Origin of the sequence: Noviherbaspirillum sedimenti, assembly GCF_003590835.1 — a bacterium.
GTDB classification, from domain to species: domain Bacteria; phylum Pseudomonadota; class Gammaproteobacteria; order Burkholderiales; family Burkholderiaceae_D; genus Paucimonas; species Paucimonas sedimenti.
Window position 1 is genome coordinate 4,947,199 of sequence record NZ_QYUQ01000002.1, and the last position, 24,011, is coordinate 4,971,209.

22 protein-coding genes are annotated in these 24,011 nt (G+C 59.9%); 9 read left to right on the plus strand and 13 right to left on the minus strand.

The genetic code is table 11. From position 1 onward, the window contains the following. Positions 1-296: 296 nt before the first annotated feature. Positions 297-947 carry a phasin family protein gene (locus D3878_RS22970; RefSeq protein WP_119787575.1) on the plus strand — a complete coding sequence of 217 codons (651 nt, stop codon included), beginning with the start codon at positions 297-299 and terminating at the stop codon, positions 945-947. Between the two features lie 91 nt (positions 948-1,038). Here the strand turns inward: D3878_RS22970 and D3878_RS22975 are convergent, their stop codons facing one another. The 5 genes from D3878_RS22975 to D3878_RS22995 form a co-directional block, all read right to left on the minus strand. Then, the gene (locus D3878_RS22975) at positions 1,039-1,893 is read right to left on the minus strand and encodes a Crp/Fnr family transcriptional regulator (protein WP_119787576.1); all 855 of its coding nucleotides are present in this window, start codon (positions 1,891-1,893) and stop codon (positions 1,039-1,041) included. 383 nt (positions 1,894-2,276) lie between these two features. After that, complete coding sequence (locus D3878_RS22980; RefSeq protein ID WP_119787577.1) at positions 2,277-2,921, minus strand: response regulator; 645 nt, start codon at positions 2,919-2,921, stop codon at positions 2,277-2,279. A 1-nt stretch (position 2,922) separates the two neighbouring features. Further along, complete coding sequence (locus D3878_RS22985) at positions 2,923-3,402, minus strand: universal stress protein (protein WP_119787578.1); 480 nt, start codon at positions 3,400-3,402, stop codon at positions 2,923-2,925. 400 nt (positions 3,403-3,802) lie between these two features. Continuing rightward, the gene (locus D3878_RS22990; RefSeq protein ID WP_119787579.1) at positions 3,803-4,570 is read right to left on the minus strand and encodes a general secretion pathway protein GspB; all 768 of its coding nucleotides are present in this window, start codon (positions 4,568-4,570) and stop codon (positions 3,803-3,805) included. A 4-nt stretch (positions 4,571-4,574) separates the two neighbouring features. Then, positions 4,575-6,317, minus strand: coding sequence for an ExeA family protein (locus tag D3878_RS22995; protein ID WP_119787580.1), 1,743 nt, complete (start codon positions 6,315-6,317; stop codon positions 4,575-4,577). 270 nt (positions 6,318-6,587) lie between these two features. Here D3878_RS22995 and D3878_RS23000 point away from each other — a divergent pair, with 270 nt between their 5' ends. Further along, a complete protein-coding gene (locus D3878_RS23000) occupies positions 6,588-7,013 on the plus strand; it encodes an OsmC family protein (RefSeq protein WP_119787581.1) in 426 nt (141 codons plus the stop codon). A gap of 154 nt (positions 7,014-7,167) precedes the next feature. Here D3878_RS23000 and D3878_RS23005 read toward each other — a convergent pair whose 3' ends face one another. The 4 genes from D3878_RS23005 to D3878_RS23020 all read right to left on the minus strand — a co-directional run bounded on the left by D3878_RS23005 (position 7,168) and on the right by D3878_RS23020 (position 12,198). Next, entirely contained in the window at positions 7,168-7,695 is a 528-nt protein-coding gene (locus tag D3878_RS23005) for a hypothetical protein (RefSeq protein WP_147384082.1), read from the minus strand. Between the two features lie 193 nt (positions 7,696-7,888). After that, entirely contained in the window at positions 7,889-9,088 is a 1,200-nt protein-coding gene (locus tag D3878_RS23010; protein ID WP_119787583.1) for an EAL domain-containing response regulator, read from the minus strand. Positions 9,089-9,102: 14 nt separating this feature from the next. Further along, positions 9,103-11,127 carry an acyl CoA:acetate/3-ketoacid CoA transferase gene (locus D3878_RS23015; RefSeq protein WP_119787584.1) on the minus strand — a complete coding sequence of 675 codons (2,025 nt, stop codon included), beginning with the start codon at positions 11,125-11,127 and terminating at the stop codon, positions 9,103-9,105. 219 nt (positions 11,128-11,346) lie between these two features. Further along, the gene (locus D3878_RS23020; protein WP_119787585.1) at positions 11,347-12,198 is read right to left on the minus strand and encodes a class I SAM-dependent methyltransferase; all 852 of its coding nucleotides are present in this window, start codon (positions 12,196-12,198) and stop codon (positions 11,347-11,349) included. A gap of 200 nt (positions 12,199-12,398) precedes the next feature. On the opposite strand from D3878_RS23020, the gene D3878_RS23025 reads away from it, so the two are divergent. Further along, positions 12,399-12,602, plus strand: a complete 204-nt coding sequence (locus D3878_RS23025; RefSeq protein WP_119787586.1) for a hypothetical protein — start codon at positions 12,399-12,401, stop codon at positions 12,600-12,602. Between the two features lie 33 nt (positions 12,603-12,635). Here D3878_RS23025 and D3878_RS23030 read toward each other — a convergent pair whose 3' ends face one another. Both D3878_RS23030 and D3878_RS23035 read right to left on the minus strand, forming a co-directional pair. After that, positions 12,636-15,176 carry a sensor domain-containing protein gene (locus tag D3878_RS23030; RefSeq protein WP_119787587.1) on the minus strand — a complete coding sequence of 847 codons (2,541 nt, stop codon included), beginning with the start codon at positions 15,174-15,176 and terminating at the stop codon, positions 12,636-12,638. Positions 15,177-15,370: 194 nt separating this feature from the next. Next, entirely contained in the window at positions 15,371-16,075 is a 705-nt protein-coding gene (locus D3878_RS23035) for a hypothetical protein (protein WP_147384085.1), read from the minus strand. Positions 16,076-16,282: 207 nt separating this feature from the next. Here D3878_RS23035 and D3878_RS23950 point away from each other — a divergent pair, with 207 nt between their 5' ends. Further along, a complete protein-coding gene (locus tag D3878_RS23950) occupies positions 16,283-16,441 on the plus strand; it encodes a hypothetical protein (RefSeq protein ID WP_158592362.1) in 159 nt (52 codons plus the stop codon). Positions 16,442-16,969: 528 nt separating this feature from the next. Here D3878_RS23950 and D3878_RS23045 read toward each other — a convergent pair. Further along, positions 16,970-17,254, minus strand: a complete 285-nt coding sequence (locus tag D3878_RS23045; RefSeq protein ID WP_338016821.1) for a DUF378 domain-containing protein — start codon at positions 17,252-17,254, stop codon at positions 16,970-16,972. 241 nt (positions 17,255-17,495) lie between these two features. Here D3878_RS23045 and D3878_RS23615 point away from each other — a divergent pair, with 241 nt between their 5' ends. From D3878_RS23615 to D3878_RS23060, 4 genes are all read left to right on the plus strand, one after another. After that, positions 17,496-17,693, plus strand: coding sequence for a hypothetical protein (locus D3878_RS23615; protein ID WP_147384088.1), 198 nt, complete (start codon positions 17,496-17,498; stop codon positions 17,691-17,693). A 151-nt stretch (positions 17,694-17,844) separates the two neighbouring features. Beyond that, a complete protein-coding gene (locus D3878_RS23050) occupies positions 17,845-18,072 on the plus strand; it encodes a hypothetical protein (protein WP_119787591.1) in 228 nt (75 codons plus the stop codon). A gap of 287 nt (positions 18,073-18,359) precedes the next feature. Then, positions 18,360-19,949: a methyl-accepting chemotaxis protein gene (locus tag D3878_RS23055; RefSeq protein WP_119787592.1), complete on the plus strand. Its 1,590-nt coding sequence runs from the start codon at positions 18,360-18,362 to the stop codon at positions 19,947-19,949. Between the two features lie 94 nt (positions 19,950-20,043). Continuing rightward, the gene (locus tag D3878_RS23060) at positions 20,044-21,036 is read left to right on the plus strand and encodes a ribose-phosphate diphosphokinase (protein WP_119788101.1); all 993 of its coding nucleotides are present in this window, start codon (positions 20,044-20,046) and stop codon (positions 21,034-21,036) included. Positions 21,037-21,056: 20 nt separating this feature from the next. Here the strand turns inward: D3878_RS23060 and D3878_RS23065 are convergent, their stop codons facing one another. After that, positions 21,057-22,079 (minus strand): hypothetical protein, encoded by a 1,023-nt coding sequence (locus D3878_RS23065; protein WP_119787593.1) that lies wholly within the window; start codon positions 22,077-22,079, stop codon positions 21,057-21,059. A 141-nt stretch (positions 22,080-22,220) separates the two neighbouring features. Between D3878_RS23065 and D3878_RS23070 the strand changes: the two genes are divergently transcribed. Further along, positions 22,221-24,011, plus strand: a complete 1,791-nt coding sequence (locus tag D3878_RS23070; RefSeq protein ID WP_119787594.1) for an adenosylcobalamin-dependent ribonucleoside-diphosphate reductase — start codon at positions 22,221-22,223, stop codon at positions 24,009-24,011.

The window sequence follows — 24,011 nt, forward strand, 5'->3', positions numbered from 1 at the left end:
ATCTCCTTGCGTAAAAAAATGTGCGAGAAAATCTGCATGTTGGTGTTGTCAGATTTATACATCATTTCCACATGCGGAGCTTGTGCACGCACATCATGACGCATCAATGCTGCATCCGTCGGACACATGATTGGCTTTGCGCGTTCTCAAGGATGGTAAGTGCTGCACTGCCAGAATGGAGAATTTGAAGCGACCTTGGAGGAGGCGCAGTCCGGTTCGCCGCGTGCGACATGCTTGTACGCGGCACCGGGAAGTCTGGCGCCTGATCCAGTGCTCATGAACCGAGGAGTGTAACGATGCCAAATCTGAATGTGCAAACAATGCTTAACCCGATGGCGGCGATGTATCAGACACAGCTGGAAGCGTCGCGCCGGGTTGCCGATACGTTTTTTTCCGGTGTCCAAAAAATGGACCATGTCATGCTGGAGGCATCGCATCGGGCCTGCATCGAGCAGTTGCGATTCGCCCAGTCGCTGGTGGCGGTGCGCGACGCGCAAGGGGCGGCCAGTGCCCAGGCAAGGTATTTTTCGCAGCGTCCCGAGCGCACTATGGATTATCAGCGCGAATTGATTCGTGTATTCAACGAAGTCCAATCGGAAGTCGGCAAGTCGATGCAAAATTACATGGCGCAGCTAGGTGGCGGCGCCATGACTGAATTTGCCACAGCGCTGGCGCCGGAAAGGGAAAGCGGCGAGGCGCCGCCATCCGCCATTCCACTGACGCCAATGACCGGATTGTTTTCCGCCTGGCAGTCTGCGTTCCAGGAAGCGGCTGCCGTCGCCAATCGGAATATCGAGGCGGCCCGCACTACTTTCGAGAATGCCGCCCATAATGCATATGTGAACGCCAATGAGGCGATTGATGAAACTGCCGAGGCGATGGCAGGGGGACGCGAAAGGAAGGCAACGACCTCTGGTGGGCACCACTCTGGCAGTAAGCGAAAATAAATCAGTTCCAAATCGTGCGGCCTTGGGCTGCCTTGCGCTGCAGCGTATGCCCGGACCGCCGCCATGAGCGGCGGTCCGGGCATACACTATTTCAGGCCGATGCCGCCAGTTGTGTGACGCCGGCGGCTTTTTGTTTACGTGCGGCCAGCTGTTTTGCGCGCGAACTTGAGGGCGGCAGGCGACGCAAGGTTTTCAGGGAATCGATGTCCTTGATGCCGATGGAGCGCTGGTCGACGCTGATCAAGCCGATTTCATTGAATGCCGACAGCGTGCGGCTGACCGTTTCCAGCGTCAGGCCGAGGTAACTGCCGATTTCGTGGCGCGTCATGCGCAGGTTGAAGAGTTTGCTGGAGTAACCCATGTCGGCATAGCGATCCGACAGCGAGACGAGGAAACGGGCGACGCGCGCCTCGGCGGAAAGGGCGCCCAGCATACTGACCATGCTTTGTTCGCGTACCAGTTCGCGACTCATTACGCTATACATCGCGTGCTCGAACTCGGCGTGGGTGCGGCCGAGCGCGGTTAGCTTCTTGAATGGCAGCAGGATCAGGTCGCAGTTCGACAGGGCGACCGCTTCCGACGCATGGTGCCTGGTGTGGATGCCATCGACGCCGAACAAATCCCCTTTCATCGGGAAGCTCAGCACCTGTTCATTGCCGAATTCGTCGATCAGGACGGTTTTCAAAAATCCGGAGTGCACCACATACAGGCTGTCAAAGGGCTGGCCGATGGTATGGACGCGCTGACCGGTCTTGAACTGTACGTGCTGGAACAGCAATTCATCGTCGGCCAGCGAGACTGCGGATGGTATGCGCAGCAGGTCGCCTAATTCCTTCAGATTTGACCAGAGTTTTCCCTGGCGTTGCCATCCCGTTTCATGTGGTGAAGAATGTGAAGCTGGATTGGAAAATTCGGTCCGGATCTCGGAGGGGGGCGAGGACAGCATGGCAACTCCTGTTCCAAAAAAACGTTCACTTACTGCGACGAGACAACCCGGGATGAGCTGCCGCCAATCTTGCAGTCGCTACGGAATTTTCTCGGCATCCCTGCAGCGATACGTCTGAAAAAACCATCCGCCACTACGTTCTTTGCGCTCTACGGGAGCGACTCATGCGACGGGTCAAATCCGCAGTCCCTGCATAGGGAAACAAGCGAGCTGCTCCCAGTCAAACGAGAGTGAAAAACCGATTTGCGCGCGCCAATTACACAGGGAAAGTATGCGGCGCAAGGTGTTTATTTGCTATCGGTGTCCGCTGAATAGGGTAGTAGGATAAAGAGGGGGGAGGTAAGAATATTCTTACATTGAAGAATGCAGGATGGCACTGACATTCAAATTTTCAAGGGGGTAAGCAAGCGGTGTTCGACGGCGTATTGCACCATTTCGGCCAGCGAATGCATGTCCATCTTGTAGAGAATACGCGTCTTGTGGGTGCTGACGGTCTTGGCGCTCAGATGCAGGAGGTCGGCAATTTCGCCGATGGTTTTGCCTCCGACCAACAAGCTGAATACTTCGAATTCGCGGTCAGATAATTTCTTGTGGGGGAAATCTTCATTGGATGGCATGGCATCCATCGCCAGTTGTTCGGCCACTTCAATGCTGATGTAGGGGCGGCCAGCAGCAACTTTGCGGATTGCGCTCAGCAATTGCGTGCCGGCGCTTTCCTTGGTCAGGTAGCCACGCGCGCCGGCACGGATGGCGCGAATGGCATACTGGTCTTCTTCATGCATGGTCAGAATCAGGATTGGCAGTTTCGGCGCCTCATCCTTGATCTGGCGGATCAGTTCGACACCGCTGCGTCCGGGCATGGACAGATCCAGCATCAGCAGATCGAAGCCGCCCCGGCGCACATGCGACAGCGCTTCGAAACCATCGACTGCTTCGCCCACCACTTCGATGTCGTCCGCACCATCCAGAATGCGCTTCAAGCCTTCGCGCATGATGGTGTGGTCGTCGGCAATGACGATACGGATCATGTTATTTCACGGTGCCGGTGTCACCGGGTTGTTTAGCCAGTCGATAGACGAGCACAGGAATTTTGCAGGTGGACAATACCTTGGTGGTGGTACTGCCCAATATTGCCTGCCCCCACCCGCTTCTGCCGTGCGAACCGATGAAAATCAGGTCACAGACCTGTTGTTCGGCCGTATGGACGATTTCGCGTGCGGTCGCATCGGAAAAAATCGTGATCCCGGAGGATTGGACGCCAACCGCCTTGGCTGCTTCGGCAATGACTTGCAGATGGATGTCGCCGAGCTTGCGCATCGACGCCAGATACTCTTCTTCCGAGGGGAAATTAGGGGGGATTATTTCGATGAATACCGGGTACTGGTATTCCGGCGCGACAAACAGCCCGATCACTTCTGCCCCTAATTGTTGGGCAAATTCGACACCGGCGCGTGCAGCCGCCTTGGAAATATCGGAGCCGTCAGTTGGAATCAGGATTTTTTTGTACATAAGTCCACCGCATTGCTTCCATTTAAAAATAAAAGCCTACCACAAATCACATCCCTAGATAGGTACGTGGATATTTTATTAATAATAGCAAAAATATCATTCTGATTAAGGCTAATTACGCTTGTCGTCGTGTCCATGTGCGGCAGGCGAAAACCACGCGACTTCCTCCGGGGCGCTTCCGGCCAAGGGTCACAATCGGGAGGAAATATTGACTACTTGGACAATTCACTTTGGCAGAAATGCCCGAAAGTGACGTACACGGAATAGTATTATTGAAAATGCATCAGTACAACTGGCAAATTGGAGAGGAATTGATCTGCGGCATATTTTTGGCGTCATATTTGATTAATCTCAACTAACGCTTGCTGCGGCCGGCTTTGTAAGACTGTGGCCGCGCGATTCAGTAGGCCAGCCGGTAACGGTAGCCCTTGTAATTGAATACTGCGGCTTTGGGCAACATTTTTTCCAGGATCACCCCTGGCGCAGCTTCTTCACCTTCATGCAACAAGCGTTTGTTGACGAGCAGTTGGCGTTCACGCGGATTATCGGAATAGATGTAGCCGCCGATGGTCAGGTTCGGTAATTCGCGGTGTATCTGTTCCGGCAATTCCCGCGGTGAGGATGTACCTGGTTCGGGTGTCAGTGCGGTGCTTAGCTTGAGGTCGGTGTCGCTGGCCGGAACTGGCGTTGCAGGCGCGGCGCGGGGCTTGGCTGCGGCGACGTCGGCGGGAGATTTGCGCGCTTCCCTGGGCGGCGCCGACGATGCATTGCGCGGTTTTTCTGCAATTTTTGCGCTATGGGCCGCCGGCCTTGGCGGTGCCGGCGGCGGGCTGATCGCGACGATTTGCGGGGCCGGGGCAGCTGCGTCGGCCAATGATGGCAGCGCTGGGGGCGTGCCCTTCTCCTTGACTGAAGGCGCCTGGGTCTGTGCGGCAGGCTGGGAGAGGGGCGAAAGGGGCTGCGGCCCTGGCGCTTGCCAGGGCCGCAGCCAGGCCAGTGCGGCGCCTGCGACCAGCAGCGCAGCGGCAGCGGCCAGCCAGGCCCTGTGGGCGCGGGGCTGCGCCGGACCGGACGGCAAGGCGGCGGCAGGCTGCACATGCAGGCCGGGAATCTGTCCGATATGGCGTTCAGCTTCGGCTTTTTTCAGGGCGTCGAGAATATAGGACATCGGCTTACTCTCCAGGCAGGGCCGCAGCCAGGGCCTGGTTCATGTGCAGCCGGGGTTCCGGGATGCCGGCTGCGTCGTTCAGGAACATCAGAGTGCGTGCGCCGGCAATGCCATCCGCCTGCAGGCCGTGCGCTTTCTGGAACTGGCGCATCTGCCTGGCCATGGCATCGCCGTAGGGCTGGCCTGGCACGGCTTCGAGACCGCCATGCAGTCGGGAGAGTTCGCCATTGAGCCAGTCAACCGTCTGGCCCTTGTCGTCGGGGCCGATTTTGCCGGAATAGCCGGGTGGGGCGCGCCAGAAGGTCACGAATTCTCCCTGAAAATGCTGCGCCAATTCCTTCAGGCCGACTTGCCAATCGCGTTCGATGCCGGCAGTCCGCAATGTTGCCGTAGTGTCGCTCAAGCCCACCAGGAGAACATGGTGGCTCGCCAGCTTGTCGTCACGCAGTTTCAGGATGGCCGGACGGTGCAGGCGCCGCAATTCCGCCAAGCCGCCTGTGCTGCGATGGCAGTGAACATTGCGGCTGCGCGCGACGGCGCAAGGATCTTCCGGTCCCAGCGCCATGCCCCATAACTGCCCCAGCAAGCGGAATGCGGACGTTTCGTCGCGCGTGGTATCGCCCAGCACGCCGCCCATGTCGGCGGCAAGCGGCGACTGCGGTGTCGCTGTCCGGGGGCGGGAAAGGGCGCCGCTGGCAGCACCCGGACGCTGCCGGGGATGATCTGTTGCCAGGCTGTGCGACAGCTTGAAGCTTCCCGCATGCGCGGCGAGGACCGCCTGTATGGCCGGATCGGGCGCAGCGTTGCCGTGCTGCCAGGCCCAGCCGATTGCGCCGCTCAGCAAGGCGCCGACGGCACCTGCCGCGCCGAGCCGCCAGCGCTGGCGGTGGGTCGGCGCCGAGCGCCGGCCCGGGCTGGTCGCGGCGTCGGTGCCGAATACCTCGCGGGCCGCCTGCGCCAGGATGGCCGGCGTGACTTCCGTGCGGCTGGCAGCATACGCGCCCAGCAGTGCGCGGTCGCACAGCAGGTTGATGCGGCGCGGGACGCCGCGCGTGAGCCGGTGAATTTTCGGCATGAGCGTCGCGGCAAAGGGGCGTACTGCCGTGGCCCCTGAAATCGACATGCGGTGCAGGATATAGCTGGCGGTTTCCTGCGGCGACAGGGCATCCAGGTGGTAGCGCGCGATCACGCGTTGCCCCAGTTGTTCCAGTTCCGGCCGCGCCAGCATGGCGCGCAGCTCCGGCTGACCGATCAGGATCACTTGCAGCAGCTTGCGTTCATTGGTTTCCAGGTTGGTCAGCAGGCGCAATTGTTCCAGTACGTCGGGCGCCAGGTTCTGCGCTTCGTCGATGATCAGGACACTGTTTTTGCCTTCCGCGTGACTGCGCAGCAGATAGGCGTTGAGCGCGTCGACGTAAGTTTTTATTGTTGCTGTAGCGGCACCCGGCGCAATCGTGTCGATGCGAAATTCTTCGCAGATCGATTGCAGCAATTCGCCGACCGACAGTTTCGGGTTGAAGATGTAGGCGACGTGGCAGTTCTCGGGAATCTGTTCCAGCAGGCAGCGGCAGACCGTCGTCTTGCCGGCGCCGATCTCGCCGGTCAGCAGCACGAAACCGCCGCCGCTGCCGACGCCGTAGAGCAGATGGGCCAGTGCCTCGCGATGCCGTTCGCTCATGAACAGGTAACGCGGATCGGGAGCGATCGAGAAGGGCGCCTGCTTGAGCTGAAAGAATTGGGTATACATGATCAGGATCGCTATTCCGGCCTGCCGGGTTTAAAAGATGCAATTACTTCCGGCCAGCGGCAAGGCTAGCATAAAGATTTGCCCGGCGGCTAGGGTTAAAGCAAACAGTAGTGTGGCTGCGGTTTTCTTTCCAGCGAGCGGAATGTTCCAGGCAAAGCGAGTCTAATCACCATCAACAAAAGGCGAAGGCTGTGCGCGCCGCTGTGTGGTGCGCGTTATCTTGTGCGGCGTTACCGAAATCCCGGATTTTGACAGCGAAGGAGAGCAGCGATGAAACGTACGGCAACGGCAGTATGGAGTGGCGGCCTGAAAGATGGCAAAGGCAACATTTCGACGCAGAGCGGTGTACTCAACAGCACCCAGTACGGCTTTACCAGTCGTTTTGAAAATGGCGTGGGCACCAATCCGGAAGAATTGATTGCGGCAGCTCATGCCGGCTGCTTTACGATGGCGCTGTCAGGGCAACTGGGCGAGGCGGGCATGGTGGCGGAGCGACTGACCACCAGCGCGGCTGTCACGATAGAAAAAGTTGGGGACAGTTTTTCGATTACCGCAATCCATCTTGATTTGCTTGCCAAAATTCCCGGCGCCGATCAGCAAGCCTTTGCAGATGCGGCAGAAAAAGCCAAGGCAGGATGTCCAGTATCCAAAGTGCTGAACGCAGCGATTACGCTGGCGGCACGTCTGGAATCCTAGGCTGCGCTCTTGCGGCGGCCTGTTTGATTCCGTAGATAAAAGCATCGTGTAGAGAAAAGCCAGGGAGAAAACTTATCCCTGGCTTTTTATCGACCCATGAAGTCGGACAATGTCGAGGCCTGTTGCCCTCCTTGTTGTTTAGCGGGAAGGCGGCTTAGCGGGAAGGTGCCCCTGACTGGCTGGCTCTGATTTTCCTCAGGTCTTTTTCATGATGCAATTCTTCGCTGCTCGGAATGGCAATCGGGTCGCTTGCCGGGAACGTCATTTCAATCGCATGATCCAGCGATTGTTCCCCCTCATCGTTGCCAGCCGCGTACTGGTGGCTGCCATGTACTGTCGGCAATTCGGCAACCGGATCGCTGGCCGGGAAAGTCTCGTCCACTGCTTCATCCAGTAAAGCTTCGTCATGTTCCTGGCGATTGGCAGAGGCAATCTTGCGTTCGCATACGTCGGCCCATGAGGCATTCTCGGGCGAGATATCCTTGGGCGTTACTGCTTGCGATGCATTGCCGAACGATGATGGCAATTGCGCGGCACCGGGTGTCTTATTGGCAGACATCACTTTTTTCTCGCTTTTTCTGGATTCATTCATGACATTCCTCCACTGTAAGCATTTCAAATAATGATGGATTGCAGGCGCTGCAATGGCTACCTGAGCCGTGGCAACGAAAACCTGGTTCAACCCAAGGGTCGCGTTGCCGGCAGTGTGCCCCAACGTACCCTTTAACTATCCGACTCTAGGTTCCTCGACAAGTTTCGATGTTTGCTTCATATAAAAATTTGGTTTCCTGACCATTTAATTTTTTCCATTGCCAAGAATCATGAACGTCAGCGTGCTCGTAGCGTTGCGGATGCGGCAGGGCCGTCGCTGATGGCTAAAAGAACTGCGCCCATTCGGCGAGCCAGCTGTTCAACGCTTTGGCGGCCATCGGCTTGGCGATATAGTAGCCCTGGACATTGGTGCAGCCCAGCTTGTGCAGCAGATCCCAGTCTTGCCGCGTTTCCACGCCGACTGCGGTCGATTCGCGCTTGAGCTTGCTGGCCAGTTCCAGGCTGGAGCCGAGTACCAGTTCGAGCGCCTTGTTATGCGCGGCGCCGACCACGAAGGAGCGGTCGATCTTCAGTTCCGAGAAGGGAATGCGCAACTGGTGCTGCATGCTGGCGTCGCCTGTGCCGTAGTCGTCCACTGCCAGCATGAAACCTTTCATGCGCAATCTGGCGAGGTTTTCCAGCACGGCCGGCATTTCGGTCTTGGAAGCCGATTCACTGATTTCGATGGTGATGTCGCCGGGATCGATCCCATGCGCGGCCATGCAGTTGGCGAAATGATCCGCGAATTCCAGTTCCCTCAGGGCTTGCAAAGCCAGATTGATCGAGACGGCGATCGGGTGGCCGGCATCGTGCAAGGCGCGGCAGGCGGCCGCCGACTTGCGGATGATGCTCCAGCTAAGCAAGTCGATCTTGCCGCTGGCTTCCAGCAAGGGGATGAAGGCGCCTGGCGCGATCACGCCATGTTGCGGATGCTCCCAGCGGGCAAAGGCTTCGACGCCCTTGACCTTGCCGCTGGCGATCTCGACCTTGGGCTGGAAGTAGGGGACGAACTGGTCTTCCTGCAAGCCCAGCAGGATTTCCTCGAGCGTCGGCGCAGGGGGGGCGCTGGGCGCGGTCTGGTGCCGCGCCGGTGGCGCCACATAGCGGGCGATCAGGGTTTCCAGTTCTTCCGGCGTGGCCGGTTTGGTGATCGTGCCCAGCATGTTGACGCCGTAGGCCTGGGACATGGATTCGACCGAAAACACCAGCGACGGATCGAGCGCGCTGGCCAGGATGATCGAGACCGGATTGGCGCTCCTGGCCATGTGGCGGATCAGTTCCATGCCGTCCATGCCCGGCATGTTCAGATCGATGAAGCAGAGATCGATGGCTTGCTGCGGATCCTGCAGCAGCGCCAGGGCAGCGATGCCGTCGCCGGCCTCGACGATCCTGCTGGCGCCCCGGTTGGTCAGCATCGCCACCAGCCAACGGCGCTGGAATTCATTATCTTCGACGACCAGGTAGGTTAGATCGGCCAACGGCATTGGGAGGTTTCCTTTCAAGCCGCCGATGCCTGGGCCGCCGCTGGCGGGGCCGGATCCGGCATGGCCGAGTTCGCCGCGCTGGCTTTTTCGTGGATATGCGGCGGCACTTCGCGGTTGGCGAGATCCGGACCGAGCTTGGCGCGCAAGAAGCCGCTGGTGGAGTAGCGGGTAACCGCGGAATAGTACTTGTCGGTCAGGTATTTCACCATATCCGCATAGGCATCCACCGCTTCGAGGTCAAGCGAGAAATTGTCATAGTTGACGACCACAGGTATTTTTTCGCGCACGTCGCGCAGCGCATGCTCGACCTGGCGGCGGATCTGCTCCACATCGGCGACGTTGCGCACGTTGTAGCCCTCGAAGTTGATGAACAGGCTCTTGCGCTGGCGGTCGTAGCGCATGCGCTGCTCCAGCGGCACCGCCAGCAGGATGTCGCGCAAACCCATGCTGTCGGGCTGGAATATCCGCGCATCCATGGTACGCAGGTTGCTCGAGATGCGCGGCGCAAAGGCCATATGGTCGAGGATATCGCGCTGCAGGTCGAGTCCGGGGGCGATTTCCACCAGTTCCAGGCCTGTGCTGGTGAGCTCGAACACGCAACGCTCGGTAATGTAAAGCACATTCCTGCCCTGTTTCCTCGCCAGCGGGCCGCTGAAGGTCAGGTGCTCGACCGCGGCGACGAACTTGCAAGGCCCATCCGGGCCTTCAATGACCAGTTGGCCGTTACGGATCTGGATGCCCGGCTTGCCGGCGCTGAAGGTGCCGACGAACACCACCTTCTTGGCGTTCTGGCTGATGTTGATGAAGCCGCCGGCGCCGGCCAGGCGGCTGCCGAACTTGCTGACGTTGACGCTGCCGTCGGCGTCGGTCTCGGCCAGGCCGAGAAAGGCGATGTCGAGGCCGCCGCCGTCGTAGAAATCGAACTGGTAGGGCTGGTCGACGACTGCCTGGGTATTGACGCCGGCGCCGAAATTTACTCCCGCGGCAGGGATGCCGCCGATCACGCCCGGCTCGGTGGTCAGGGTCAGCAGGTCGATTACGTGCTCCTCGTGGGCGATGCCAGCCACGCCTTCCGGCATGCCAATGCCGAGGTTGACGACGCTGTTGGCCGACAGCTCGAAGGCGGCGCGGCGGGCAATGATCTTGCGCTCGGAGAGCGCCATCGCCTTCAGGGTATTGGCAGGCACGCGCAGCTCGCCGCTGTAGGCGGGGTTGTAGGGCTCGGCAAAGGTTTGCCAGTGGTGACGCGGTTCGGCGACCACCACGCAATCGACCAGGATGCCGGGAATCTTGACCTGGCGCGGATTGAGCGTGCCGCGCTCGGCAATGCGCTCGACCTGGGCGATGACGATGCCGCCGGAATTGTGCGCAGCCATTGCCAGCGACAGCATTTCCAGCGTCAGCGCCTCGCGCTCCATGGTCAGGTTGCCGTCGGGGTCGGCGGTGGTCGCGCGGATCAGCGCGACGTCGATCGGGAAGGTCTTGTACAGCAGGGTATCTTCGCCGTCGATCTGCAGCAGGCGCACCAGTTCTTCTGCGGTTTTTTCGTTGAGCTTGCCGCCGCCGTGGCGCGGATCGACGAAGGTATCCAGGCCGACCCGGGTCAGGTGGCCCGGCCGCTTGGCGGCGATGTCGCGGTACAGGTGCGAGATCACGCCCTGCGGCAGGTTGTAGGCTTCGATCTTGTTGTCGATCGCGAGGCGCTGGATCTTCGGCACCAGCCCCCAGTGGCCGCCGATGACGCGCTTGAGCAAGCCATCGTGGCCGAGGTGGTTCAGGCCCTTTTCCTTGCCGTCGCCCTGGCCGGCGGCGTACACCAGGGTCAGGTCGCGCGGTCCCGCTGACTGGCCATCCTCCCCCTGGTTCGACAGGTAGAGTTCTTCCAGGGCGATCAGCAGTTCCTCCGGCACGCCAATGCCGACGAAGCCGCCGGTGGCGATGGTATTGCCGGAGTGGATGAGACGCACCGCGTCCTGCGCGCTGACGATCTTGATGCGCTTGCCGCTGCCGCGGGTGAATTCGTGGTCTGCCGTTTGCATGGTGCTCCCTGTCGTTATCGTCGTCTCGCTTGCAAATCCAGGCGCTTGTCTCAGGCGCACCTGTTCGCCGCTATCATAGTCTGCCCGGACGCGGATGAACATCCCCGCCAGGCAGGCCCGGCAGGGGATTTTACGAAGAAAGAGGCTTGGCGGCGGTTTTGTGCCGCGCGCGCGACATGCTGCGCCGCGCAAAACGGGCGCGGCGGCATGTCCGGGGGCTTATTCGACCGCTTGCGGCGTAAAGAAACGCTCGCGCATTTCTTCCAGTCCAAGGTTTTCCAGCACCTGCTGCAGGCGCTCGCCAGGTCGGCGGCGCGGCAGGTCCTGATAGCGGGCGATGATCAATTCGTTTTTCATCGAGTGCTCCCAACCTACCAGTTCGGTCACGCTGACGTGGTAGCCATGGGCTTCCAGTTGCAGGCAGCGCAGCACATTCGTGAGCTGGCTGCCGAATTCGCGGGTATGCAGCGGATGGCGCCAGATTTCGGTGAGGGCGGTCCGGCCAAGCGATTTGCCCTTGTTGCGGTTGAGGACGGATGCTACTTCCGCCTGGCAGCAAGGCACCAGCACCATGAATTTCGCCTGCTTGTGCAGGCCGAAGCGGATGGCGTCGTCGGTGGCGGTATTGCAGGCATGCAGGGCGGTGACGATATCGATCGTGGCCGGCAGTTTGTCGGTGACGATCGATTCAGCCACCGACAGGTTGAGAAATTCCATGCCGGAAAAGCCCAGGCGTTGCGCCAGCGCGCGTGATTTTTCCACCAGTTCTTCGCGCGTCTCGATGCCGTAGACGCGCGCGCCGCCCGGCTGCTCCTTGAAAAAAAGATCGTACAGGATGAAGCCGAGGTAGGACTTGCCGGCGCCATGGTCGACCAGGCTGACATCGGCGTGGTCGGCGCGGACTTCCTGCAACAGGGGTTCGATGAACTGGTACAGGTGATAAACCTGCTTGAGCTTGCGCCGGCTATCCTGGTTCATCTTGCCATCGCGGGTCAGGATGTGCAGTTCTTTCAACAGTTCGATCGATTGGCCGGGGCGGATCTCGGGTGCATGCATGGCAGGTGCTTCCATTGTGTGACAGCCGCTATTGTATGCGCGTGGCGGTTTGGCGTGTGCCGGCAAGGAAAAACGAATAAGGATTGCGCAAAATCAAGATTGCCGTTCCCGGGATTTTTGACACTGTGGAAATGCGGTCAAGCCATGGCAGCGCTTTACCGATGCGTACCGCTTAATCGATTCGCAATGATTCGCAATCACCGGCAGGAGGAACCATGCACCCCCAGACCGAACAGGCCGGCAGGCGCTTGCCGATGCAAACGCCGGACGCCATCACCAGCGCCGGCGCAATCCACGATGCCCTGGCCAGGTTCTACGACAGTCCGACGGTTTCCAACAAGGTTGCCGCCGTGGTCGCCCTGCAGGCGCACCTGGCCGCAGTCGAAATGGCACTGGGCGACCCTGCGTTGCGCGCCTGATGGGGGGCTGGCGGTCGCCGCCGCGCGGCCGCCCTAGGGGCTGTGCGCACGGTACCAGTCGGCAAATGCCGCCGCCGGCAATGGCCGGCTGATGTAGAAGCCCTGCGCCTGGTCGCAGCCGTTTTGCCGCAGGTAGTCCAGCGTTTCTTCCGACTCGATCCCTTCGCCGACCACTTCCAGATTGAGTGTGCGGCCCAGCGTGATGATGGCGCCGGTGATGGCCCTGCTGGCGCGGTCATTTGCCAGACGCCGTACGAATGACTGATCCACCTTGAGCTTGTCGAGCGGCAGATGGCTCAGATGGCTCAGGCTCGAGTAGCCAGTGCCAAAGTCGTCGAGCGCGATGCGCATGCCGGCGGCGCGGATGTTCTTCAATATCGCCACCGCGTCTTCCATGCTATCCATCAACGTACTTTCGGTCACTTCTATTTCGATGCAGGCCGGTTCGACTGCCGAATCCAGGATGATGTCGGTCAGCGTCCTGGCGAAGCCACGCTGGCGGAACTGCAGGGGCGAGACATTGATGGCAATCGTCACCGGCGGCAAGCCCTGGTGGCGCCAGGCCTCGTGCTGGCGACAGGCCTCAGACGCCACCCATTCCCCCAACAGCCCGATCAGGCCGGCCGATTCCGCGATCGGTACGAAACGATCCGGGCCGACAATTTCGCCATTCTCGCCAGTCAGGCGCAGCAATGCCTCGACGCCGGTAAGGCGCCGGCTTTGCATGTCGATTACTGGCTGGTAATGCAGCACCAGACCGCCGCGCGTCAGCGCGCGTTTGAGCCGGGCTTCGATGGCGGCTGCAGCGTCGACGCGGGCATTCATCGAAGCTGCGAAGACCTGGGTGCTGCCGCTGCCGTGGCCGCATTGCTTGGCCTGGTACATGGCCAGGTCGGCGGCATGGATCAGGGTATCGACGTCGATACCATGCTGGGGAAAATGGCTGATGCCGACCGAGGCCGAGATCGACAGATCCAGTGCGTCGATCTCGAACGGCGTCGACAGCACCTCCACCACGTGCTGGGCAACGGTGGCCGCCGGATGTTTTTCGTCGGCATGCGGCAGCACCACCACGAATTCGTCGCCGCCCAGGCGCCCGACCAGATCTTCGCCGCGCACGCACTTGAGCAGCCGCCGCGCCACTTCCTGCAACAGCCTGTCGCCGATTTCGTGGCCGTACAGGTCATTGACCGGCTTGAAGCGGTCGAGGTCGATGAACAGCACCGCGCCCTGCCTGTGGCTGCGCTGGGCGGCGGCGACCAGGTGGCTGGCATATTCGAAGATCAGCGCCCGATTGGGCAGGCCGGTCAGGGAGTCGTGCTGCGCGGCTTCCCGCACGCGCTGTTCGGCCAGCTTGTTTTCGGTAATGTCGAGCTGGGTGCCGATCAGCTTCAGGCCCGCCTTGCTGCGGCGGGAGAGCGGCACGCCGTTGGCAATCATCCAGCGGTAACTGCCGTCGCGGTGTCGCAGCCGGTATTCCAGGCGGTAGTCGGATGAGGGATGGGCGAGATAGGCCGCCACTTCGGCTAGTACCCGGCGGCGGTCTTCCGGGTGCAGGCGGCTCTGCCATTCTTCGGGAAGGTTGGCGATTTCGTGGTCCTGGTAGCCAATCTGCTTTTTCCAGACCGGCGAGTAATAGCATTTGCCGCTGGCGACTTCCCATTCCCAGAAGCCGAGGTGGGCGATCGCCACCGCCAGCTGCAGCCGCCGTTCGGTTTCCCTGCGTGCATGTTCCAGGTGCTTGCGTTCGGTGATGTCGAAAAACATCGCGGTGCATTCCCGGGGTGCCGGACTGTAGGCATAGATCGATACCCAGCGTCCACCGGGGTGCAGGGAAAGTGTTTCGAAGCGGCCTTCGCCGCTTTCCAGCCCGATCCTGCCGAAGTTGCCGATGAAATCGAAAGCGGCATCGCGGATATTCGGAAAGATTTCAGTGACTCTTTTGCCTTCGATAGCAGAACGATTGATGCCGGTGATGCGCTCGTAGGCCGTATTGACCTGTTTGACGATGTAATCGACCGGCTGTCCGTGCTGGTCGGTCAGGATCGCGTAGTGCGCGATCGCCATGGTATGGTTGTTGAACAGGGTGGTATAGCGGCGTTCGCTTTCTTCCAGTTTTTCCTGGGCGCGCTTGAGGTCATCGATGTCGGTGCAGACGCCGAACCAATGCGCCACATTGCCGCTGTCGTCGCGCAGCGGCGTGCCGCGCCAGGCAAACCAGCGGTATTGCCCGTCGTGCCGGCGCAGCCGGCATTCCAGACTCCAGGGTTTGCAAGCGAGGACGGCGTCGCGCCATGCGGCCATGACGCCATCGAGGTCGTCCGGATGCAGCACACTCCAGGTTACGCCGTGCTGACCGGTCGGGTCGGAGCCGGTATAGGCGGCCCATTGCTGACTGAGGAAATCGATGCGGCCATCCGCGCTTGCGGCCCAAACCATGCCGGGCAGGCCGAACAGTATTTCTTCCAGATGACGTGCGCGTTCGCGCAAGGCCTGCACTTCATTCGCGGCGCATTGCTGCGGCTTGCCGGCGACGTCCCGGAAGGCGCCCGGACTTGCGGTTTTGGGATTCATGCCATGGTCCTGGATTCTAGGGTATCGCTCCAGTCAGGAAAACCCTGGGAGTTCATGGCCCATGTGGGGGAGGCGTCAGTTTTCGACCTTGGACATGCACCAAGGTTCATGCGGCAACATCGGCGTGGCGATGCTGGCGGGCAAAAAGGAAGATAGGGAAGGAAAAACGGGGAATAATCAGCGCAACGCAACAATCAACGCGCTTGCTCCGCCGGCGCCGGCTCGCCAGCCGCATTCGGGCTGCTGGTCGTGAATTCCTCGAATTTCTCCCAAGATATTTCATGCACATCGACCTTTGGCAAATGCCGATACGGCACCAGACCTTCATTAATATATTCGTCGCTGTCTTTTGCCGGCTGATCTTCGGTGCCAGCCTTGGCGGGCGTTATTTCCTTGATCGGAAAGCGCCAGTAGATCTTGTCCAGCTCCAGCTTGCAGGTTTTTGCGACATGCTCGCGCAAGGTTGTCTCGATGATATGCGACAGGCGAAACCGCTTCATCGGTTCAGATTCGATAAACGCCGTGAAACGTCGGTCTTTACCCAGAGTAACGCTGGCCACAGCGACGTCTACTCCGCTGTGGCGGAAATAGTCACGGATGGTGACGTTGACCAATGCTGCCTGGCGTTGCCGTCGGCTTGCCTTGCGTTGAATGATGGCGACCCAGGCGATGATGGCGGCCAGATTGGCGATTCCTAGGATTAAAAACCAGATAATGTGCGGGACGGAGGCGAATGACATAAGTAGAAAAACCTTGCCGGTACAGGCGTGCTTGTCAGCAAAAAAGTGTTGGCAGTTTGGTTTGTAAATGGAAGAAATGTTAATTTGAAGAAAAGAATATACTGCGGATTGCGGAGCGGGGCTAGTCGGGGCTGCCGCAATGCCTTGATGATTTTGCATTGCAGCAACGCTGTACTCCTGGATGATCAATCCATAAGCAGGTGCCAGGTTTGCATTTTGTCGAAAATGACAGGGAATATTTTATTGGCCAGGATCATGACGCCTGCCAGAAAACAAAAGAAGGAATTTGCTTGTCAGATTCTTGACCTGCTGAAATCTTTGTCTATAATCGACAATCACTATTTGTTGGCGTAAATTGAGGGCAATATGCAGGAAAGAGTCAAATCACTGACAGAAGCCGGTGCCATCAAGAAACCGGTTCAAAAAAGCTTTAACTACAACAAGTTGCAAGCCGTGCTGTGCATTGCCGCCTCTGCTTTACTGAGCATAGTGGTGATCGCCTGGGCCGCGCGGGTTCTGTTCTGAACTGCCCAAACGAATTTTCATTACCTCTTCCCGCTGTCCGCCGGCTTCACGCCACAACTTTAAGTCCGTTCGCAAAACTACCCCTCTCCGCTTTACTGCGCCTGCTCAATGATGCCAAGAAAACTTCTACGTATTGTGGGGCTCTGAGCAATTGAAATTGCTGCAGTCGTCCTGGCAAACGGGAGGGATGAATGAAAAAAAACAATCGCTGGGCGGGCCTGCGCGCCTGTCATGCCGTCATGGCGAATCCAGTGTCCCTGTGCGGTAACTGCGGTAACGCCCAGCCATCCCGGCACGAGCCGATCTCTTTTTTTGCGCTATGGGCAAGACGCTTGACGGTGATTGCCATGCTTCTGGCATTTATTTCATCGTATGCCTATGGGATCGTGCACTATGGCTGGTGGCTTGGCATGGGCATCGGATGGTTGCCTGCGCTATGCCTGGCCTGGTTGATGGCGCAAGCGTTTGCTTGTGTTCTTGGGCAAGCCACCCGAACGAATACGCTTTCATGGCAATGCAACCACGAACTCAAATTTGTGCACGTGCCATCTTGCTGCCGAGGTAGAGTGAGTACAGGGCCGCAATGCCGACGGCAAGATAGATGACTCTCGACACCAAGCTTTGCTCGCCAAACAGGAAGGCAACCAGGTCGAAATTAAACAGGCCGACCAGACCCCAGTTGATGCCGCCGACGATCATCAACGCCATGGCAATCCAGTCAAGGGTTGACATCCAGGATGTTCGCTGTTCGCTACCCATCCTGGCGGCGCGGCGATCCGGCATGTGCCGACGCTCAATAAGAGGGGTGTCCATTGTGGCCATCATATGCTCCTTGAAATTGATCGAACTCCCTGTCACTGCCGGTCATGCAAGCCGGCTTCTTTTTTATTATAGATAAACCTTGCCATTTTGCTTGCCAAGCAGATGATTGCTGGATTGATGCTCCAAAGCACGAAGTTGCAAAGCATGATTGTTGATTTAAATCACTGTCTTTCTCCTTTGAAGATTTATTCTTTTCCCTCCGAGACTAAAAAAATTTCACTGGAGACAAGTGATGAACGATCCCCATTTTCGCTACCGCCATGCCAGGACGAGCGGCGCTTATTCCACATGCTGGTACTGTGACCATCAGCTGGGCGATGGCCGGCGTTTCTGTGACAAGGGTTGCGCCGAAGCATTTGAAGAAGATGAACTGGCCGTTGAAAGGCGGGTATTGGCGCGGGATCGCGAGCTAAGCACAGCAAGCGTATAACGGACACATTGTCTGGTAGTAGATGCCCCTGGCGGAAACCGAGAGCCGTCAGGGGCAAGTTGTTATTAGCGCAAGCAAGGCTGCATTCGTTAAAATTATTGCAATATGTATATAATTTGTTGAAATAATATTATTTCATTCCAGGGGGAAAATGGAAACGACACGTATTCACGAGATTCCCGTTGCGCCGGTCAAAGAGCGGCGTCGCATGTCGCAAGCGGGTTTGCTGGATTCCGCAATCCGCATGGTGGCGCAATTGACGACTTCGAATGACTTGCACACGCGCACGATTGCCAATCGCGCAATGGCTGATTTGCAAAAAATGCGGCATGAGATGCCAAAACGGCGGCAATTCGATAGTACGGCGCGGCACCGCTGAATTTCTTGCCGACGCTCATTGCCGCAGCCGCGGCCCTGTTCTGCTTTTCCTCCCCGTTCCCTTTGTCATAGCTGCTTTACCCAGTGTCATTCCACTAAAACAGGCAAATCGCCCTGCATGTAAGTTATACAAGTTGCTTGAAATCAATTAAGATTTGGGTTCCATCCAAATTTAGCGAATTCAACGCCGGCTGGATTGGCGGCTTGATCTATTTTCATTTCCCCGCGCCCGCCTTGTGCACAAGGCGGGCGTAATCGTTTCCCTTATCCACAGCAATCAAGTATCCCATGCGTACCAATTTGCCCGTCACGAACACTGAATATGTGCTGGAAGAGGGCCGCCCCATCGTTTCCATGACCGACCTGAAGGGCAAGATTACCTTCGTTAACCCGTATTTCATTGAAGTCAGCGGATTCGACGAAGAAGAATTGCTGGGCGCGCTGCACAACATCGTGCGCCATCCGGATATGCCGCCCGGCGCGTTTGCCGACCTGTGGCACAGCCTGAAGCAGGGCGAAATCTGGAATGCGCTGGTCAAGAACCGCCGCAAGAATGGCGATTATTACTGGGTGCTGGCTAATGTCACGCCGATGCGGGAAAACGGCAACATCACCGGCTACATGTCGGTGCGCACCAAGCCCGGCCGTGCGCAGATCGAGCAGGCCGAAAGTGCCTATGCCGAAATCCACAACAATCCACGCACGCGCCTGACCGTTCGCAACGGCCGCCTCGCCAGGACCGGGCTGGGCGGCTGGCTGGCGCGCTGGCGCGAGGTGTCCCTGATGAAGCGCATATCGATCGTGTCCGGGTTGCAGATCGCCAGCTTTGGCGCGCTGGCGCTGATTGGCTGGCGGTCCGCCGCGCCTTCGGGGCCGGACCTTGCCTTCTGGAGCGGCGCCATTGCGCTGACCGGCGGCGTGCTGGCCGCCTACCTGTGGCTGGTGTTGCGCGCTGCGTTCATGCGGCCGTTGCGGCAAGGGCTGGAAATGTCCGCCGCGCTGGCGGCCTGCGACCTCACCGGCAATGTCGGGTCGATGCGTTCCGACGACATGGGGCGCCTGCTGGCAGGCTTGCAGCAAATGAAAGTCAACCTGGTGGCGGTGATGGGGGATGTGCGCGCCAACATCGAGACCATGAATACAGCGACGCGGGAAATTGCCGCCGGCAACATGGATTTATCCGCGCGGACCGAGTTACAGGCCGCCAGCCTGGAAGAGACGGCTTCCAGCATGGAAGAGTTTGCTTCGACCATCACGCAAAACGCCGACAATGCGCAACTGGCCAACCAGCTGGTGATTTCGGCCTCGGCAGTGGCGCTGCGCGGCGGCGACGTCATCGTCAAGGTGGGCGCCACCATGGACGAGATCAGCGCATCCTCGCACAAGATGGGCGACATCCTGTCCGTGATCGACAGTATCGCCTTCCAGACCAATATCCTGGCCTTGAATGCGGCAGTCGAGGCGGCGCGCGCCGGCGAGCATGGGCGCGGCTTTGCCGTGGTGGCGACCGAGGTGCGTCAACTGGCGCAACGCTCGGCGGCGGCGGCCAAGGAAATCAAGGGCCTGATCCAGAGTTCCGTGGAAAAGGTGGACGTTGGCAATGCACTGGTCAGTGACGCCAAGAAAACCATGGATGAGATCGTGGTGTCGGTCAAGCGCGTCACCGATATTGTCGCGGAAATCGCGGTGGCCAGTCGCGAGCAGGCAATCGGCATCCAGCAAGTCAACCAGGCCGTCGCCCACATGGACCAGGTCACGCAGCAAAACGCCGCGCTGGTCGAGGAAGCGGCGGCGGCCTCCACCAGCCTGCATGAACAGGCGGCCCACCTGAGCCATGCAGTCTCGCTCTTCAATACCGGCAAGCAAGGGGCGGCTTGATGTAGCGCACAGATGTCCTTGCGCGCGCGATTGCCGGCCGGGCAAAGTGCCATAATGCCCATGGCATTGGATGGCGATGGAAAAGGCGGCTTGCATGAAGGATACCGACAGCGATTTGCAATTATTCGCGCTGGACGACAGTCTTGCCTTCGGTGAACGCATCGGCGCGCATCTCGGCCTGCCCCTGAGTCCCCATGAGGAACGCGAATTCGAGGATGCCGAACACAAGGCGCGGCCCCTGGTCAATGTGCGCGGCAAGGATGTATTCGTCGTCCATTCGCTGTATGGCGATGGGCGCCAGAGCGGCAACGACAAATTGTGCCGGCTGCTGTTTTTCATCGGCGCCTTGAAAGATGCCAGCGCCGCGCGCGTGACGGCGGTTGTCCCTTACCTGGCATATGCGCGCAAGGACCGCAAGACCAAGCCGCGCGATCCGGTCACCACGCGCTATGTCGCGGCGCTGTTCGAGGCAGTCGGCACCGATGCCGTGCTGACCATGGATGTGCACAACCTGGCCGCCTATCAGAACGCCTTTCGCATCTGTACCGAAAACCTCGAAGCCAACAAGCTGTTCGTCAACTATTTTTTGCCGCTTCTGCGCGATAGCGAAACTGTGGTGGTCGCGCCGGATGCCGGCGGCATCAAGCGTGCCGAGCGTTTCCGTCAGTTGCTGTCGCACCAGCTTGACAAGCCGGTTGGCGCTGCTTTCGCCGAAAAGTATCGCAGCGGCGGCGTGGTCAGCGGCGAGCTGCTGGTGGGCGAGGTGCGCGGCAAGATCGCCGTGATCGTCGACGACCTGATCAGCACCGGCAACACCCTGGTTCGCACCGCCCGCGCCTGCCGTGCGCAGGGCGCAACGACCGTGTACGCTGCCGCCAGCCATGGCTTGTTCACGGTCGATGCGCCCGAGGTCCTGGCCGGCGATGCCATCGACCGTTTCGCCGTCACCGATACCGTGCCGCCATTTCGTCTGGAAGAGGGCGCGGCGCGGCAAAAGCTGGCGCTGCTGAGCAGTGCCGGCCTGTTTGCCGAGGCCATCCAGCGCATGCATGGAGGCGGCTCGCTGACGGCGCTGGCGGAATTCTGAGTTCTGGGGACAGGCCGGCCTCAGCCTGAAGGCAAATACTGTTGTGCCAGCGCCAGGTATTCCATGGCGCGCCGGCGCCATTCGGCCGAGTAGCGGAATTTTTCTTCATGCAGGTGGCGGATGGCGATCCTTGCGCGTAGGCAGGCGCGAAAGCTCTGGTAAAAGCCGAGCAGGGCAGGGGATGGCCAGTCGCCGGAGGCTTCGCTGTAGGCGTTCAGCAGGTGCCGCCCCAGTTCCGGCGCCCCCAGCCGCGCGCATTCCATGGCCAGGAAGCCGAGCTCGTCGACCGCATCGACGATGCGCAGGTCGCGCGAAAATTCCAGGCAATCGATGATCGCCAGCGCCGGGCGCAGGCAAATGTGTTCCGGCCGTAAATCGCCGTGGCCTTCGACGATCTTGCCAGCCGCCAGCCGTTGTGCGAACAGGTCTTCATGGCATTGCAGAAATTTTTTTTGGGTCTGGCAAACCAGCTCAATCTGTTCCTCGGGCAACTGGAATGCCGGCGTGTGCAATTCACGCCGGTTGTGTTCGATATCGTCCGCAAAGCGCTGGCAATAGCCTGCCGCATCGAGGGCAAGCGGTGTACAGGCGGCGTAGAAGCGGCTCATGCGCGCGGCCAGTGCATCAATATCCTGCAGGCTGGCGCTGGCATGCCGGATGGCATAGTCGAGCATGTGCTGCATCGGCAGGCGCTGCATCTGGACCAGCCAGTCGATCGCCGCGCCTTGCCCGAGGCAAAGATGGCCGGCGGCGTCGATCCCCAGCGGCACCACGCCGAGGTAGGTGGCAGGCGCCAGGCGCCGGTTCAGGTGCAGTTCTTCTTCGCAATAGTAGCGCCGCGCGGCCAGCGTGGAAAAGTCCAGGTAATCGTAGCGCACTGGTTTTTTTAGTTTCCATGCATGGCCCTCGGTCAGGAATACCCAGGACATATGGGTTTCGATCGCCTCCACCCGGAAGCAGGGTTCCGGGTAAGAAGTTGCCTGCCGCAGAAATGCCACCTTGGACTCCAGGCTGACTTCGGGAAGCGGGGATGGTGCGCTCATCGTTCATGCAACGTAACAGGAGGCAAGGCACGCGGTTTGCGCGCGCGCAAACCGGTTGATCGGGGCTTGATTAACTTGATAAAGGCAAGCTCCCGCCCAGCAGGTTGTTCACCTCACCTTCCTCCTACACTGGAACAGACCATGCCTGAAACCATTTTCACCGAACCGATTGCCGAACATGCCTGGAAAACCCGGTATCGCCTGGCCGACTCCGGCATCGTGCCGGAGCCTGCCATCCAGGATAGCTGGCGCCGGGTTGCCCTGACGCTGTCAGCGCCGGAACTGCATCAGCGCGACGTCTGGTCCGAACGCTTCAGGAGCGCGCTGGAGCGTTTCCGCTTCCTGCCGGGAGGACGCATCCTCGCCGGCTGCGGCGCACGTCATCGCGGCACCCTTTTCAACTGTTTTGTGACGGGCACGATGCACGACTCGATTGCCGCCATCTTTTCCGTACTGGGCGAGGCCATGGTGACGATGCAGGCCGGCGGCGGCATCGGCTGCGATTTTTCCTTGCTGCGTCCGGCCGGGATGGCGGCGCGCGAGAGCGGCAATATCGCCTCCGGCCCGGTGTCGTTCATGCACGTCTGGGACCAGGCTTGCGCCACCCTGGTCTCGACCGCCAGCCGGCGCGGCGCGATGATGGCCACGTTGCGCTGCGATCATCCTGACATCGAGCGCTTCATCGACGCCAAGCGCGCGCCTGGCGTACTGCAGCATTTCAATCTTTCCGTGCTGGTCAGCGACGCCTTCATGCGCGCGGTGGCGCAGGATGACGAATGGCCGCTGGTGTTCCCCCTGAACGGGCGCCCCGTGCCGCCCGGCGCGATGGTGTGTGAAAGAATCTGGTCCGGCTCCATCGTCCCGGTGGCTTGCGCAGCCCTGACGACGGTTTCCGCGCGCGCCTTGTGGCAGCGCATGCGGGAAGCCGCTTTCGCCTGTGGCGACCCTGGCGTGATCTTCATCGACCGCGTCGACCGCGCCAACAATCTCTGGTACGAGGAAACCATCAGCGCCACCAACCCTTGCGGCGAAGTGCCCTTGCCGCCGCATGGCGCCTGCAACCTGGGTTCGCTCAACCTGACGCAGTTCGTCAGCGAGCCCTTCGGCGCCCATCCGCGGCTGGACCTGGCCGGGATCGCCGGCACCGCGGCGGTGACCGTGAGGATGCTCGACAATGTGTACGATGTCTCGCATTTTCCGCTCAAGGCGCAGGAAAAGGCCGCACGCAGCACGCGCCGCATCGGTCTTGGCATCACCGGACTGGCCGACGCGCTGGCCATGATGGGCGTGCGCTATGGCACCGATGCCGCGGTCGAGATCGCCGAATCGGTGATGCGCACCATCTGCCACGCCGCCTACCGCAGCTCGATCGACCTGGTACAGGAGCGCGGCACGTTTCCTGCCTACCGTGCTGCCAAGTACCTGCAGGGCGGCTATATCCAGTCGCTGCCCCCGGACATTGTGGATGCCATCCGCATGAAGGGCATCCACAACAGCCACCTGACCGCCATTGCGCCCGCTGGCACCATCAGCCTGCTGGCCAACAATGTCTCCAGCGGTATCGAGCCGATCTATGCCTGCCAGGGGCAGCGCGGCGTGCGGGCAGCGGATGGCGGCATCCTCCAGATGCCGGTGCGTGATTACGCCTGGGCGCTGTTCCGTAAAATGCGCGGCGACGATGCACCCAGGCCGGACAGCTTCGTCGAAGCGCACGAGATTTCTCCCTCCGCGCAGCTGCGGATGCAGGCGGCGCTGCAGGCGTATTGCGACCAGTCCGTCTCCAAGACGATCAACCTGCCGGCCGACACCAGCCTCGACAGCCATGGCGACATCTTCATGCAAGCCTATGATCTCGGCCTGAAAGGCTGTACCGTCTTTCGCGCGGGGACAGCGCACGGCGCCATCCTGTCGCACGACGTCGCGCCGCGCTAG